The organism is Bradyrhizobium sp. SZCCHNS2022 (genome assembly GCF_032377575.1).
GTDB classification, from domain to species: domain Bacteria; phylum Pseudomonadota; class Alphaproteobacteria; order Rhizobiales; family Xanthobacteraceae; genus Bradyrhizobium; species Bradyrhizobium aeschynomenes.
The window spans coordinates 3948902-3963035 of the sequence record NZ_JAUHHZ010000001.1; the positions used below are offsets into that span (position 1 = coordinate 3948902).

11 protein-coding genes are annotated in these 14134 nt (G+C 66.6%); 5 read left to right on the forward strand and 6 right to left on the reverse strand.

Annotated features, from left to right (window positions below):
- Window positions 1–101 precede the first annotated feature (101 nt).
- Complete coding sequence (locus tag QXZ94_RS17755; RefSeq protein ID WP_315721492.1) at window positions 102–1517, reverse strand: NAD(P)/FAD-dependent oxidoreductase; 1416 nt, start codon at window positions 1515–1517, stop codon at window positions 102–104.
- A 210-nt stretch (window positions 1518–1727) separates the two neighbouring features.
- Between QXZ94_RS17755 and QXZ94_RS17760 the strand changes: the two genes are divergently transcribed.
- Window positions 1728–2624 (forward strand): LysR family transcriptional regulator, encoded by an 897-nt coding sequence (locus QXZ94_RS17760; RefSeq protein ID WP_315721493.1) that lies wholly within the window; start codon window positions 1728–1730, stop codon window positions 2622–2624.
- Window positions 2625–2960: 336 nt separating this feature from the next.
- Here the strand turns inward: QXZ94_RS17760 and QXZ94_RS17765 are convergent, their stop codons facing one another.
- The 3 genes from QXZ94_RS17765 to hydA form a co-directional block, all read right to left on the reverse strand.
- Complete coding sequence (locus QXZ94_RS17765; RefSeq protein WP_315721494.1) at window positions 2961–3722, reverse strand: SDR family oxidoreductase; 762 nt, start codon at window positions 3720–3722, stop codon at window positions 2961–2963.
- A gap of 1 nt (window position 3723) precedes the next feature.
- Complete coding sequence (locus tag QXZ94_RS17770) at window positions 3724–4695, reverse strand: NAD(P)-dependent oxidoreductase (RefSeq protein ID WP_315721495.1); 972 nt, start codon at window positions 4693–4695, stop codon at window positions 3724–3726.
- Window positions 4696–4864: 169 nt separating this feature from the next.
- Window positions 4865–6334 (reverse strand): dihydropyrimidinase, encoded by a 1470-nt coding sequence (gene hydA, locus QXZ94_RS17775; protein ID WP_315721496.1) that lies wholly within the window; start codon window positions 6332–6334, stop codon window positions 4865–4867.
- Between the two features lie 127 nt (window positions 6335–6461).
- On the opposite strand from hydA, the gene QXZ94_RS17780 reads away from it, so the two are divergent.
- Window positions 6462–7121, forward strand: coding sequence for an aspartate/glutamate racemase family protein (locus tag QXZ94_RS17780; protein ID WP_315721497.1), 660 nt, complete (start codon window positions 6462–6464; stop codon window positions 7119–7121).
- Window positions 7122–7342: 221 nt separating this feature from the next.
- On the opposite strand, the gene QXZ94_RS17785 is transcribed toward QXZ94_RS17780, so the two are convergent.
- A complete protein-coding gene (locus tag QXZ94_RS17785; RefSeq protein WP_315721498.1) occupies window positions 7343–8269 on the reverse strand; it encodes an N-carbamoyl-D-amino-acid hydrolase in 927 nt (308 codons plus the stop codon).
- A gap of 132 nt (window positions 8270–8401) precedes the next feature.
- Complete coding sequence (locus QXZ94_RS17790; RefSeq protein ID WP_409998754.1) at window positions 8402–9724, reverse strand: amidohydrolase family protein; 1323 nt, start codon at window positions 9722–9724, stop codon at window positions 8402–8404.
- 161 nt (window positions 9725–9885) lie between these two features.
- Between QXZ94_RS17790 and QXZ94_RS17795 the strand changes: the two genes are divergently transcribed.
- The 3 genes from QXZ94_RS17795 (at window position 9886) to upp (ending at window position 13149) form a co-directional block, all read left to right on the forward strand.
- Window positions 9886–11142, forward strand: a complete 1257-nt coding sequence (locus QXZ94_RS17795) for a GTP cyclohydrolase II (protein ID WP_315721500.1) — start codon at window positions 9886–9888, stop codon at window positions 11140–11142.
- Window positions 11143–11157: 15 nt separating this feature from the next.
- Entirely contained in the window at window positions 11158–12381 is a 1224-nt protein-coding gene (locus tag QXZ94_RS17800) for a URC4/urg3 family protein (RefSeq protein ID WP_315721501.1), read from the forward strand.
- A 138-nt stretch (window positions 12382–12519) separates the two neighbouring features.
- Entirely contained in the window at window positions 12520–13149 is a 630-nt protein-coding gene (upp, locus tag QXZ94_RS17805) for a uracil phosphoribosyltransferase (RefSeq protein ID WP_315721502.1), read from the forward strand.
- The last annotated feature ends 985 nt before the right edge of the window (window positions 13150–14134 follow it).

The following is a 14134-nucleotide window of genomic DNA, read 5'->3' on the forward strand; positions in this document are numbered from 1 at the left end:
CCTCGCTAGTCTCAAAATCCGGGACTAAAACATCTGCCAGTGATCACCAGCAATGTCAGCACATCAGATCGCAGCCCATCAGATCGCAGCGCAGCAGCAAATCACGTGCCACGGCGCACCTCGGCCTGCCTCACATCATAGGCCTGGAAGTCGGCCCAATGCTTGTCGATATCGGCCGTGAACAATCCACGCGTCAGACCATGCACGAGCTTCGGCACCGCCGTCGTCATCGCATTGATGGATGATCCCGATGCGCCGAAGCTCATCGTCGAGGCAATGGCGAACACGTGGATGTCGCGGATCCACGGCGTCTCGCCGGGCACACGCTCGCAGAGCGCATAGTCGTCGGCGAGATAGGGGAAGGCGCCGAGCCGGTCGTTGCGCTCGCCTGGATCGGGCGTGTAGCGGTCGCACCAGCGCGCGATGTTCGTCGCGAAGCGCTGCAGCTCCGGCCGCTTGGTGAAGTCCATCGATATGCCGGTCGCGCTGATCACGAAGTCGGCCGTGATCTCACCCTTCGCCGTCTGGAGCACGACACCATCGGAGGTCTCGCGCGCAGCGACCAAAGGCGCCCCTTCGTGGAGATGGAAGGCGGCATGGCGGGCGCAGCGATCATAGGTGTGCTGCGGAAAGCCTTCGCGCAGCCCCAGGACCGCGTTCATGAAGCGCCAGCGCCAGGTATCGTCGAGCTCGGAGAAGTGCCGCAGGAAGCCGCGGAAGGTCAGCCAGCGATACGGCTGGATCAACTGGATTTCCGCGCGACGGCACAACAGATCGACGCTGTCAGCACCGGCCTCGAGGGCAACCGCCGCGTTGTCGAAGGCGGACGCGCCGGCACCGATCACGGCGACGCGGCGGCCACGCAAGCTCTCGAAGTCGATCTCGGCGCCGGAATGCGCGCAACGCGTCGCGGGGAGACTGCGAAGCGGTTCCGGGATGCTCCAATCGCCCATGCCTTCCTGGCCGGTCGCGAGCACGATCTTGCGCGCATGAAGCGCGGTCTCGCCGTCCTTGCTGCGCACCGTCGCCTTGAGCAGTCCATCAGCGGCCGGCGCAATGTCGACCACTTCGCAAGCATTGCGCACCGGAAGATCGAGCACCTCGCGATACCAGGCGAGATAGTCTGCCCAATATTCGCGCGGGATCAGGTTAAGATCGCGCCAGCTATTTTCGCCGAACTTCGCCTCATGCCACGCCTGATAGGTCAGGCAGGGAATATCGAGATCGGGGCCCGTGAAATCCTTCGGGCTGCGCAAGGTCGGCATGCGCGCATAAGTGAGCCACGGCCCTTCGCGGCCCTCCTCGGCCTTGTCGAGCACGAGAATGTTGCTGACGCGGGAGCGCAGCAAAGCGAACGCGGTCGCGAGACCCGACTGACCGCCGCCGACGATCAGCACATCGAAGGCCGCCCTTCCGTCGGGACCGGTGACGGGCGTCAGCCATGGCATGGCGGGATGGGCGATTTTCGAAAGATCGCCGCGAACCTCGGCCGTCAGCGCGGCGAGACCGTCGCTCATGCCGGCCACCGGGTGAAACACGCGCCATCGCGGTCGACACGCTTGCTGTCGCTCACGCTCTCTCCATCAGTCATGTCACCCGGCCGGTGAAGCTTAGCAAAGCGGGCCGGGAGCCTTCCATACCGATTTGTCCGCCGCCCATAACAGCTTGTTATGGGATGGGTCTCGCGCGTACAGTCGGACGGCACCTGCAGCGAGACAAGAGGTCGCATGCCGCTCAATCTGCGCCAGATCGAGGTCTTCCGCGCCATCATGATCACCGGCTCGATCAGCGGCGCCGCGCGGCTGTTGGCGGTCTCTCAGCCCGCCATCAGCCGGCTGCTGGCCTACACCGAGGACGGGCTCAAGCTGAAGCTGTTCGAGCGCATCAGCGGCCGGGTGCAGCCGACGCCGGAAGCGAAGCGGCTGTTCGCCGAGGTCGAGCATGTCCATCGCGGCGTCGCGCGCATCAACGACCTCGCCGACGAGCTGCGTGCCGGCGGCACCGGCACCATTCGCGTCGTCGCCAGCCCGAGCGCGGGATACGGCATGGTGCCGGACGCCTTGGCGCGGCTGCGCAGCCGCTTTCCCGATTTGCGCGTCGAGTTCGAGTCGCTGACGCTGCTGGAGATCGTCAGCCGGGTCGGCACCGCGCGCGCCGATGTCGGCGTCACCGTGCTGCCGGTCGACGAGCCGACGGTGGCGGTGGAGACGATCGCGGAAGGCGCGCTGCACGTGATCATGCCGGCGGATCATGCGCTGGCAAAGCTGCGCAGCATCCGGCCGAAGGACATGCTGCCCTACCCGCTGGTCGGCTTCGGCCCGCAGACGCCCTACGGCCACATCGTGACATCAGCGCTCGCCGGCGGCCCGGAGCCGACCACGATCGTGCGCTACACGCCCGACGCCTGCGCCATGGTCCGCGCCGGCGCCGGCCTCGCCGTGGTCGACGAGTTCGTCCTGCGCGGCCGCACCTGGCCCGATCTCATTGCGCGCCCGCTCGCGCCGAAAACTCCGATGCGCGCGTATTTGTTGACGCCGCGGTTCGAGCCACTGTCACGGAATGCCGCAGCGCTGGCGGACATTTTGCGCGGACGAGATCGGAAGGGTGCGGCGGCGAAGCGCTGACCGCTTCCTTCCGTTGGGATTCGACGTCTCACCACGCAAACGGTGAGCTCCCCTCCCCCTTGCGGGGAGGGGTCGGGGGTGGGGGTTCCACGAGTCCCGCTCGATGCGAGGTGCTCGAACGAGTCCCGAAGCTCGAACGGCGCGGAAAGGAGCCTCACTCTAATAGCTCCCACCTTGGAAGGACTGCACGGGGCTTCAACTAAGTTCAGCGCCCGGAGACCCCCACCCCCGACCCCTCCCCGCAAGGGGGAGGGGAGCCCACCGCTATCGTGGCGCTAGCTTCGCTTCCAACTAAGAATCAGGAGGCGCCCGTGGGTAGCCTCGAACTCTGCGGCCTCACGCTGCCAGCCACCCGCCATCCACCGGCAGCACGATGCCCGTCGTGAACGACGCCTCGTCGCTGGCCAGAAACAGCGCCGCCGCCGCAACCTCGTCCGCCTCCCCGAACCGCTTCATCGCGTGCCGCTGGCGCGAGGCGTCGCGGACCGGCTCGGGATCGGCATGGCGCGCAAAGCTGCGACGCAGCAGCGGCGTGTCGATGGCACCCGGCGCCAGCGCGTTGACACGGATGCCGTCGGTGGCGAAGTCGACCGCCATCGTGCGAGTGAGGCTGATGATCGCGCCCTTGGCCGCGATATAGGCGCTGTTGCCCTTGCCGCCGGCGACCGCGAGCTGCGACGCGACGGTGATGATCGAGCCTGCTTTCTGGTGCTGCATGATCGGCACCGCGACCTTCGCCCACAGCCAGGTGCCGCCGACATTGGCGCGAAACACCGCGTCCCAGTCGGCGGGATCGGTCGTGACGACAGTGCCGCCGCAGGAAAAACCCGCCGCGGTCATCAGCACGTCGAGCCGGCCGCGCGCCGCGGCGACGCCTTCGATCGTCGCCCTGGCGAAGTCGGCATCACCGACATCGCCAACATGGACGCTGCCGTTCCCGCCGGCATCACGCACCAGCGCCAGCGTCTCGTCAGCGCCTGCAGCATCGCGATCAACCAGGGCGAGATACGCGCCTTCGCGCGCGAACATCACCGCGCTGGCGCGGCCGATGCCCGAGCCGCCGCCGGTGATGACGGCGACCTTGTCCTTCAGCCTCATCTCAATCTCTCCCGTACTGATCGAACCAGCGGCCGAAATGCTCGGCCGAGCCTGGACAGTCGAACCGCGCGCGCCAGCCGAACTCGTCGGCCAGCCGCGTCGTCGACAGCCGGCCGCGCACCGGCGCGAACACCGGCACCGTCGGCGTCTCGCCCTGCCCCGCGAGCCGGCATGTGAATCCGGCCCGGCCGCGCGCGAAAGCGCGGCCCCAAGCCTCGGCCGTGAAGGTCGCCTCATTGGAGATGTTGTAGAGCGTCTGCCGCGGCTTCTCGGCTTCGAGCAGCAGGCAGACGGCATCGGCGACGTCGACGGCGTAGACCCAGTCCTTGTCACCGGGCTCGTTCAACAGCGCCGGCTCATTGCGCGCGCAGCAGGCCGCGATCAGCGCCTGCGGCGACGGCGTATCGCGCACGCCACCGCCGCGCTCGAACGGACCGAACACCGCGGACAGGCGCACGCTGATGACGTCAGTCTTCCACAGGTCCGACAGCCGCGCGGCGACGCGTTCGGAGGTGAACTTGGTGATCGCATACAGCGACACCGGCTCGCACGGCGTCGTCTCCTCCAGCACGGCAAAGCGCTGGCCGCTGGCGCCGTAGGATGCAGCGGACGACAGATTGATGACGCGCCGAACACCGCTGCGCCGCGCCGCCTGCAGGATCGGCACTTGCGCCAGCAGGTTGACCGCGAGGATGCGCTCGGGATCGGACGCATCGCGCTCGGGACCGGCAGTGATCGCGGCGCCCATGACGACGGCATCGCAGCCGCTGCCGACCGCCGTTGCGACGGCCGTCGCGTCGGTCACGTCGCCTTTGATAACTTGCAGCCGCTCACCATGAGAAGCGAAGGCGCGTTGCGCGGCACTCGGCAGTCCGGCCGCATCGAAAACGGTGACCTTATGCCCACGTTCAAGCAGTCCTTGCGCGATGTTGAGCCCGACGAAGCCGGCGCCACCGAAGATCAGGACATTCATGCGAGAAGCCTCTCCATCGGGGCCTCATGGTTCGAGACGGCTGCTGGCGCAGCCTCCTCACCATGAGGGTCAGCAGCAACAACGCTCCATATCTCGCTCTCTCCCCTCATGCTGAGGAGGGCGCGAAGCGCCCGTCTCGAAGCACGAGGCCACGCTCTCCCCACGCCGATCACAGCAGCGTCGCCCCGAAATTCTGCGCGGGGTCCATGTCCGCCACCAGCCGCCCGGTCGGCTTCGCCGCCTCGCCGCCGCTGCGGGCGAGGAACTGGCCGGACCCGGGCTGCACCGAGACCTTGCCTTCATCGACGATGACCCGGCCGCGCGACAGCACGGTCACCGGCCAGCCCTGCACGCTGCGGCCCGCGAACGGCGTGTAGCCCGCGAGGTCGTGCATGGCGGCATCGCTGATCGTCACGCGCTTGTCCGGATCCCATAGCGCAATGTCGGCGTCGGCACCGATCGCGATCGCGCCCTTGCGCGGATGCAGATTGTAGATCTTCGCCGGCGCCGTCGATGTCAGCTCGACGAACTTGTTGAGGCCGAGCCGGCCCTTCGACACCATCGCGTCGAACAGCAACGGCAGCCGCAGTTCCAGGCCCGGCAGGCCGTTGGCGATCTGCTTGAAGTTCGGGTTCGGGCCGGCGCGCAACTTGCCGGTCTCGTCGAAGCGATACGGCGCGTGGTCCGACGAAATCGTCTGCAGGTCGCCGAGCGACAGCGCCTGCCACAGCGCCTCCTGGTCCGGCGCACGGCGCGGCGGCGGGCTGCACATCCACTTCGCGCCCTCGATGCCCGGCTTGTCGAGATCATCAGCGGTCATGAACAGGTACTGCGGACAGGTCTCCGCGAACACCTTCAGCCCCTGTCCGCGCGCATCGCGGATGACCTTGGCGCCTTCGGCCGTCGAGACATGGAAGATCATGATCGGCTGATCGACCAGCGCCGCCATGCCGATCAGGCGATTGAACGCCTCGGCCTCGGAGAAGCGCGCGTGGCTGATGGCGTGATATTTCGGCGCAGTGTAGCCGCGCGCCAAGAGCCGCTTCACCATCCAGGAGATGATGCCGTGGTTCTCGGCATGCGCGCACAGCATCGCGCCGCCCTCGCGCGCGGCGACGAGAATGTCGAGCAGCGGCTCGTCGTCGATCTTGAGCCGGTCGTAGGTCATGAAGATCTTGATCGAGCCGTGACCCTGCCGGATCAGCGCCGGCAGGTCGCGCTCCAGCGTCTCCTTGGTCGGATCGGCAATGATCATGTGGAACGCGTAGTCGATGACGGCGCCCTTGCGCGCCAGCGCGTGGTAGTCCTCGAGCACCTGCGGCAGCTGCATACCGACATGCTGCGCGGCGAAGGAAATCACTGACGTGGTGCCGCCGTACGCTGCTGACGTCGTCGCGCTTTCGAACGTGTCGGCGTTGACGATGCCGGCCGCCGACAGCTGCTCGATATGGCAGTGGCTGTCGACGCCGCCCGGCAGCACATATTTGCCGCGCGCGTCGATCTCGCGCTTCGCCGGCCCCAGCCCGCGGCCGATCGCCGCGATGGTCTCGCCGGAAATGGCGACGTCGGCCTCGAACGTGTCGGTGGTGGTGGCGACGCGCCCTCCCCGGATGATCAGGTCATAAGCCGGCTCGGTCATCGCGATCTCCTAGTTCTGCCATATGGAACGCCGTGGTGCTAAGAGGCCGCGTCGGCCTGCTTGCGTCCGCCGTGGCATAGTGATTGCCTGTCGGGCGACGTCAACTCCGAAGAAGCAGGTAACACCCATGTCCCGCCCGCGCATCACCGTGATCAACCCGAACTCCAACCAGGTGGTGACCGACGGCCTCGCTGCGGCGCTCAAGCCGCTGATGTTCGCGGAAGGACCGGAGATCGTCTGTGAGACCTTGAAGGAAGGTCCCTACGGCGTCGAGAGCCAGAAGGATGCCGACAGCGTCGCGCTGCCGCTGCGCCGCTTCGTCGAGGGGGACAATGCGTCCAGCGCGTTCGTCATCGCCTGCTATAGCGATCCCGGCCTGCACGTCTGTCGCGAGGCAACGACGCGGCCGGTGCTCGGGATCGCCGAATGCGGCGTGCTGACCGCGCTGACCCGCGCCGACACGTTCGGCGTGCTCGCCATCGCGCAGCGCTCGATCCGTCGCCACATCCGCTATCTCCGCCAGATGGGATTGATGGATCGCCTCGCTGCGGAGCGCCCGCTCGACATGACGGTGGCGGAGACCGCGTCGGGCGAAGGCACGCTGGCGAAGATGATTTCCGTCGGCCGCGCGCTGCGGGACGAGGACGGCGCCGGCGCCATCGTCATGGGCTGCGCCGGCATGGCGCGGCACCGGAAGAGTCTGGAGGACGCGCTGGGCATTCCGGTGATCGATCCGACGCAGGCGGCAGTGACGATGGCGCTCGGCGCCGTGGCGTTTAGCAGCTGACTGCTACGCAAATCTCGCGGCGCCGTCTGCGCTGCTCTGCCCGACTGCCCACCCCACCCTCCGCTGTCGTCCCGGCCTCCGAGCCGGGACCCATAGCCACCGGCAGGGATGAGGCAGGCAACTACCAGCAACGTCCCTCGATAGCTTCCGCGGTATGGGTCCCGGCATTCGCCGGGACGACACTGAATTTGGGCTGCGCTATCGGCTGATAACGAACTGCATCACTCCGGCGGCACCGCACCGGTGCGGCTGGTGATCAGCCCGTAATGCTCCACCCTTCGATGCCTCGCGAAATCGAAGATCGTCTGCTTGCCGAAGCGCGTCGCATCCATATCGCAAGGCGCGACCAGCACCTCGTCGCCTTCCGTCTCAGCTTCCGCGACGATCTCGCCGTCGGGATTGACGATGAGGCTGCCGCCGATCAGGTGATGGCCGTCTTCCATACCGGCCTTGGCAACAGCCACCACCCAGCACGAGTTCTGGTAGGCACCAGCCTGCGCGGAGAGGCGATTGTGGAACAGCCGCTGCTGCAGTCCCTCCGCCGACTTCAGCGAGTTCACCGACGGCGTGTTGTAGCCGATCAGCACCAGCTCGACGTCCTGCAGGCCCATCACCCGATAGGTCTCGGGCCAGCGCCGGTCGTTGCAGATCGCCATGCCGATGATCCCATCGAGATTGCGCCAGACCGGAAAGCCGAGATCGCCCGGCTCGAAATAGCGCTTCTCCAGGTGCTGGTGGCTGCGCTCCGGCTCGAACTCCTCATGGCCGGGCAGATGCACCTTGCGGTACTTGCCGACGATGTTGCTGGCGCGGTCGGTGAGAACGGCTGTGTTGTAGTGATGCCCGTCCGGTGTCAGCTCGGCATAGCCGAGATACATCGCGATGCCGTGCTGCGCGGCGCGGTCGAACAGCGGCTGCACCGCGGCGTTCGGCATCGATGCTTCAAACCAGGTATCGACCTCCGCCTGATCCTCCATGTACCAGCGCGGAAAGAACGTCGTCAGCGCCAGCTCGGGATAGACGATGAGGTCGGCCCCCTTCCGCTTAGCCTCGTCGAGCAGCGCGATCATCCGCGCGACGACGACCTCCCGGCTCTCGGCCCGCTGGATCGGCCCCATCTGGGCGGCGGCAACGTTGATGATGCGCATGAAGGAACTCCTGTAGTAACTCCGCCGTCATTGCGAGCGAAGCGAAGCAATCCAGGGCCGCGCAAGGACTCTGGATTGCTTCGCTTCGCTCGCAGTGACGCGTTGATAGACCATCACATTGCAACAAATAGATCATCCTGGCCGATGCAGCACCGGCCGCGTGCGCGAGAACGATGGGCGGCCGCGCTTCAGGCCCCACAGCGGCTGCGCCAGCGTCGCCACCGCTTCGGTCGGATCGCGGGCATCGATGCAGACGAGATCGGCCGGCGCGCCGATCGTCACGCCGTAATCCCCCAGCCGCATCAGCCTGGCCGCATCATGCGTGATCATGTCGAGACAGCCGGCGAGATGGTCGGGGCGCGAGACGTGGCAGACATTGGCGTAGAGATTGGCCATGCGGATCAGCGAGCCGTCGCCATAGGGCGTGAAGGGATTGAGCACGTTGTTGGTCGACAGCGAGCAGGTCACGCCCTTGTCGCGCAGCGGCTGCAGCGGCACGACGCCGCGCGGAATCGCGTGATCGTGGCGGCGGCCCATCAGATGCAGGTCCGTCGAGGGCAGCACGGTAACGGCGACGCCGGCGTTGGCGAGTTGCACGGCGATCGCGTCGAAGCGCTCCGGCGGCAGCAGCGACAGCTGCGTGACATGGCCGACGGCGACGCGGCCGCCCCAGCCATACTCCTCCGTCTTGCGGCAGACATATTCGATCTGCATGTGATCCAGCGTCTCGGCGAGGTCGAGATGCATGTCGATGTCGACGTCGTGCTCCCTTGCGATCGCGAAGATGCGGTCGATCTGCGCCGGCGGGTCGGTGTCGAAATATGGCGCCGCGCCGACGGTGCGCGCGCCACGGCGCAGGCCCTCGATCAGCAACTCCTCCGTGCCCGGATAGTTCGTCAGGCCTTCCTGCGGAAACACGCAGATCTCCAGATCGAGCGCCCAGGCATAGTCGCGCGCGAGCTCTCGGATCGCCTCGAACGCAATGAAGCCGATGCCGGGATCGAGCTCGACATGGGTGCGCATCCGCATCGTGCCGTGGCTGACGCAGCGCTCCACGGTCTGCCTGGCCCTGGTGTAGACGTCCTCCGCCGTGAAATTGCGCTTCGCGGCCGCGGTCTCGCGCACCGCCTCCGCCACCGTACCTTCCCGGATGGTGCAGCGATCGAGGATGCAGGTCTTGTCGAGATGGATATGCGTCTCGATGAAGCCGGCCACGACGAGGCAGGTCTCGGCGTCGCGTTCCTCGGCGTCGGCCTGCAGCGCCGCCTCGATCGCCACGATGCGGCCATCGAAAATTCCGATATCGGCGCGGCGCAGCTCGCCCTGCTGCGCCAGCACCGCGTTGCGAATGATGAGGTCCATGCCCTTTGCCGCCGAAGAATCCATGCGCTCGCCACGCTGGCGGCGCCGCGTCCAAAAGGCAAGCGCCATGCCAGCGGGGCAGGCCCGCTGCATCGCAAGCGGCCTTCGTCACCATTCGTTTACAAACAGACGGCTGGCCCGGACCACTTGTTTGCTGTGGAAAAACTGCTATATTGGTGCATGGAAAACGTGAACTCGTTCTGCTCAGGCCCGTCGTCAAGGCGGGCCGTTGCCGTTTTGGGGGTAGCTGTCCGATGACTCGCTCCAACCGCACGGATCACATCCGCCTGACCTCGCACCCTGTGCCAGGCGCCAAGCATAATTTCCCGCTCCACTGGGGCGCCGAGACCGCGCGCGAGCGCGGGCCTGTGATCGGCACGGTGTCGCGTCCGCAGGACCGCAACGTCATCGGCAGCCATGGCGGCTCCTACACGGTGTACCGCGCGCTCGCGGTCTCCTCCGGCGCGCTCGATCCGATCCGCCGCCCCGATCTCACCAACACCCATCCCGCCGCCACCATCGGCCCATTCGGCCAATGGCGCGATCCCGCCAAGATCGTCGCGCTCGATCCCTGGGGTCACCTCGTCGCCGAGAACTTTGGCGGCGAGATCGCCGAGGGCATCGACATCCGCCCCTCGATCGCAGTGACCAAGGCGCGCATCGAGCTCCCGGAGCTGCATGCCGCGCTCGCCGCCAAGCGCCTCGTCCATGACGGCGAGGTCGTGCACGCCAATGGCAGCGTGTCGGTGGTGAAGATCGCGATCGACCCGGTGTGGTACCTGCCCGGCGTCGCCGCGCGGTTCGGCACCAGCGAGACCAATCTGCGGCGCGGCCTGTTCGAGCAGACCGGCGGGATGTATCCGGAGCTGGTGACGCGGCCGGACCTGCAGGTGTTCCTGCCGCCGATCGGCGGCACCACGGTCTATCTGTTCGGCGACGTCACCAAGCTGAATGACTCCAGGACGAAGATCACATGTCGCGTGCATGACGAGTGCAACGGTTCCGACGTGTTCGGCTCCGACATCTGCACCTGCCGCCCCTATCTGATCCACGGCATCGAGGAATGCGTCGCCGCCGGCCAGAATGGCGGCCTCGGCATCATCGTCTACAACCGCAAGGAAGGCCGCGCGCTCGGCGAAGTGACGAAATTCCTGGTCTACAATGCGCGCAAGCGCCAGGAGGACGGCGACGCCGCGGCGGCCTATTTCGAGCGCACCGAATGCGTCGCCGGCGTGCAGGACGCCCGCTTCCAGCAGCTGATGCCCGACGTGATCCACTGGCTCGGCATCAAACGCATCGACCGCTTCATCTCGATGAGCGACATGAAGCACGACGCGCTCGTCGGACAGGGCGTCGACATCGTCGAACGCGTGCCGATCCCCGACGAGCTGATCCCGGCCGATGCCCATGTCGAAATCGCGGCCAAGAAGGCGGCCGGCTATTTCTCGCTGGAGCCGCAGAAACCGCAAGAGCTCGGCGACACCGTCGGCCGCCCGCTCGAGAAGTACTGAGCAAAGCGGCCGATCATGACCGACGTCTCATATCTCCTGTCCGCCCGCGCCGTGCGCGAGCGGGCGCATCAGCTGCTTGCGCTCGGGCTCGATGACAAGCTGCCGCATCTCCGCATCGATCTCGGCAGGCTCGATGCGATCGCCGATCTCGTGCTGGAGGTCACGAGCAAGGCCTATCCAAATGGCGAGGTGCCGTTCCATTCACGCTGGCGGCACTTCGTGGTCGGCGGCGTTGATCGCTGGGCTGCGATCGCGGCCGAGGTGCGGTGGCCGGATGCGGCGGCGCGGGCGCGCGCCGAATTTGATCTCGCCATCACCAGCGTGCTGCTCGACGCCGGCGCGGGTGCGGCCTGGCGCTATCAGGATGATGTGACGGGCACGCGCATCGGCCGCTCCGAGGGGCTGGCGCTGGCAAGCCTCGACATGTTCGCAAGCGGCGCGTTCTCCGCCGACGCGAACGATCCGCTGCGCGCCGATGCCGCGAAGCTGCAGCAGCTCACCGTCGCCGATCTCGAACGCGGCTTCCAGGTGGGCCTCGACAATCCATTGGTCGGGTTGGAAGGCCGCGTCGCTCTGTTGCGCCGGCTCGGTGAGGTCACGGCTGCGAGGCCACAGGTCTTCGGAACCAAGGATGCTCCGCGTCCCGGCGGCTTGTTCGATCAGTTCGCCGCCGGTGCGACCGGCGGCCATGTCCAGGCCGCCGACATCCTGCAGCAGGTGCTGCTGCAACTCGGCCCGATCTGGCCGTCACGGCTGACCGTGGACGGCCTCGCACTCGGTGATTGCTGGCGACACCCGGCCCTGGTCACCGACGACTCGACCAGCGGCCTCGTGCCGCTGCACAAGCTGTCGCAATGGCTGAGCTATTCGCTGATCGAACCGCTGCAGCGCGCCGGCCTCGTGGTCGATGACATCGACGGCCTCACCGGCCTCGCCGAATACCGCAATGGCGGCCTGTTCGTGGACGGCGGTGTGCTGAGCCTGCGCGATCCCGCCGATGCCGCGCGGGCGCACGCCGTGGACTCGCCGCTGGTGGTGGAATGGCGTGCACTGACGGTCGCCCTGCTCGACCGGCTGGCCGCCCTGATCCGCCAGCGTACCGGCCGGACCGCCGAACAGCTGCCCTTGGCGCGCATCCTCGAAGGCGGCACCTGGGCCGCCGGCCGCAAGCTCGCCTTCGCCCGCCGCCCGGACGGCTTGCCGCCTTTGACCATCATCAGCGACGGCACGGTGTTTTAAGGGGTTTGAGCCAAACTTGCCGGCCTCGCCGCTCGTCATTGCGAGCGAAGCGAAGCAATCCAGGGGCCAGGAAAAAAGTCTGGATTGCTTCGTCGCTTCGCTCCTCGCAATGACGATGCTGGAGCATAGGAGAAAACCATGGAAGGCGTCACGGTCGTCGATCATCCGCTGGTGCAGCACAAGCTGACCCTGATCCGCGACAAGTCGATCTCGACCAAGTCGTTCCGCGAGCTCCTCAAGGAGATCGGCATGCTCCTCTGCTACGAGGTCACGCGCGACCTGCCGCTGACGGAGGTCGAGGTCGAGACGCCGCTGGCGCGAATGCAGTCGGCCAAGATCGCCGGCAAGAAACTGGTGTTCGTGCCGGTGCTGCGCGCCGGCGTCACCTTCGTCGACGGCATGCTCGATCTGGTGCCGACCGCGCGCGTCGCTCATATCGGCCTCTACCGTGAGCCGCAGACCTTCACCGCCGTCGAGTATTTCTTCAAGGCGCCCTCCGACCTGCAGGAGCGCCTGGCCGTCGTGGTGACCCCGGTGCTGGCGACCGGCAACAGCGCCGTCGCGGCGGTCGACCGGCTCAAGGAGCGCGGCGCCAAGGACATCCGCATGGTCTGCATGATCGCGGCCCCCGAAGGCGTCGAGCGCGTCCGCGGCCTGCATCCCGACGTCACGCTGTGGACGGCGGCGATCGACGACGGGCTCGATGACGACGCCTTCATCGTCCCCGGCCTCGGCGACGCCGGCGACCGGGCGTATGGGACGCGGTAAGGCTCGCATCAACTCGACAACGAGGACGTAGTAATCCGGGCCTCGCCCTTCGAGACGCGCGCCTTTCGGCGCGCTCCTCAGGGTGAGGAGTGGCAGGATTCGGCGTCGCCAAATTCTCTGCGCCGAAGCCTCGTGAGAGGCAGGTCTCCAGGAACACGACTGTCGGCGTGTTCATGGCACGGGATCCAGCACCGACGTCGGTGCCGGACCCTCATGGTGAGGAGGCGCGCGCTGATCTGCGCGTGAGAGCAATCGACGAACAAGCGCGCGCCGTCTCGAACCATGAGGCCAAGGTCGAGAGATCGCGATCGTTGATGCGTTCGCGCTGGGCGCGCTGATGGCAACAAACTCCGCTGTCGTCCCGGGCAAGTCACGGCAACGCGACAGCGTTGTCGGGACGCAGACCCGGGATCCATAACCACGGCTTACCGTTGTTGACGCTCGATGGGGCGTCGTTCGTCGCCTCAACGAGGCCCTGTGGTTATGGGTCCCGGGTCGGCGCCATGACGTCGCGTTGCGACGCCATGGCTTGCCCGGGACGACAGTCGAATTTGGGGCTACCGCATGATGTTTTCGTCCGCGACGCCGTGAAGTCGGCGGGCTCAGGAGCAACACTGCTCCAAAAGTCGTCAATCGCACCATCGCACGAGCCGCAGCTACCAGATACCCTGATTTGCCCGACGGGCGCAGTCTGTCGCTTGATCGCGCCGAATTTGTGTGTCGGGGTGATCGATCTGCGCCGCGCGAAAACGCGATTATCAGCTGCAATTCCAACAACAAGCTCGAGTTCAAGAGCCCGCGCGAAAACAAATCACTTCCAAAAATCAGAATATTCGGTTTATCCTCCCTCCGTTCCGGTCCGGATGAGGGGCGTACGCGTCGTCACGAGACGTTGGATCGGCAATGCGGTGGACGTCGGAGCATCGGATGCGCTTGCGCGGACGAGCGGTGCTCTGCGGACGGCGAAGTCGCGTGGTTCTGATAC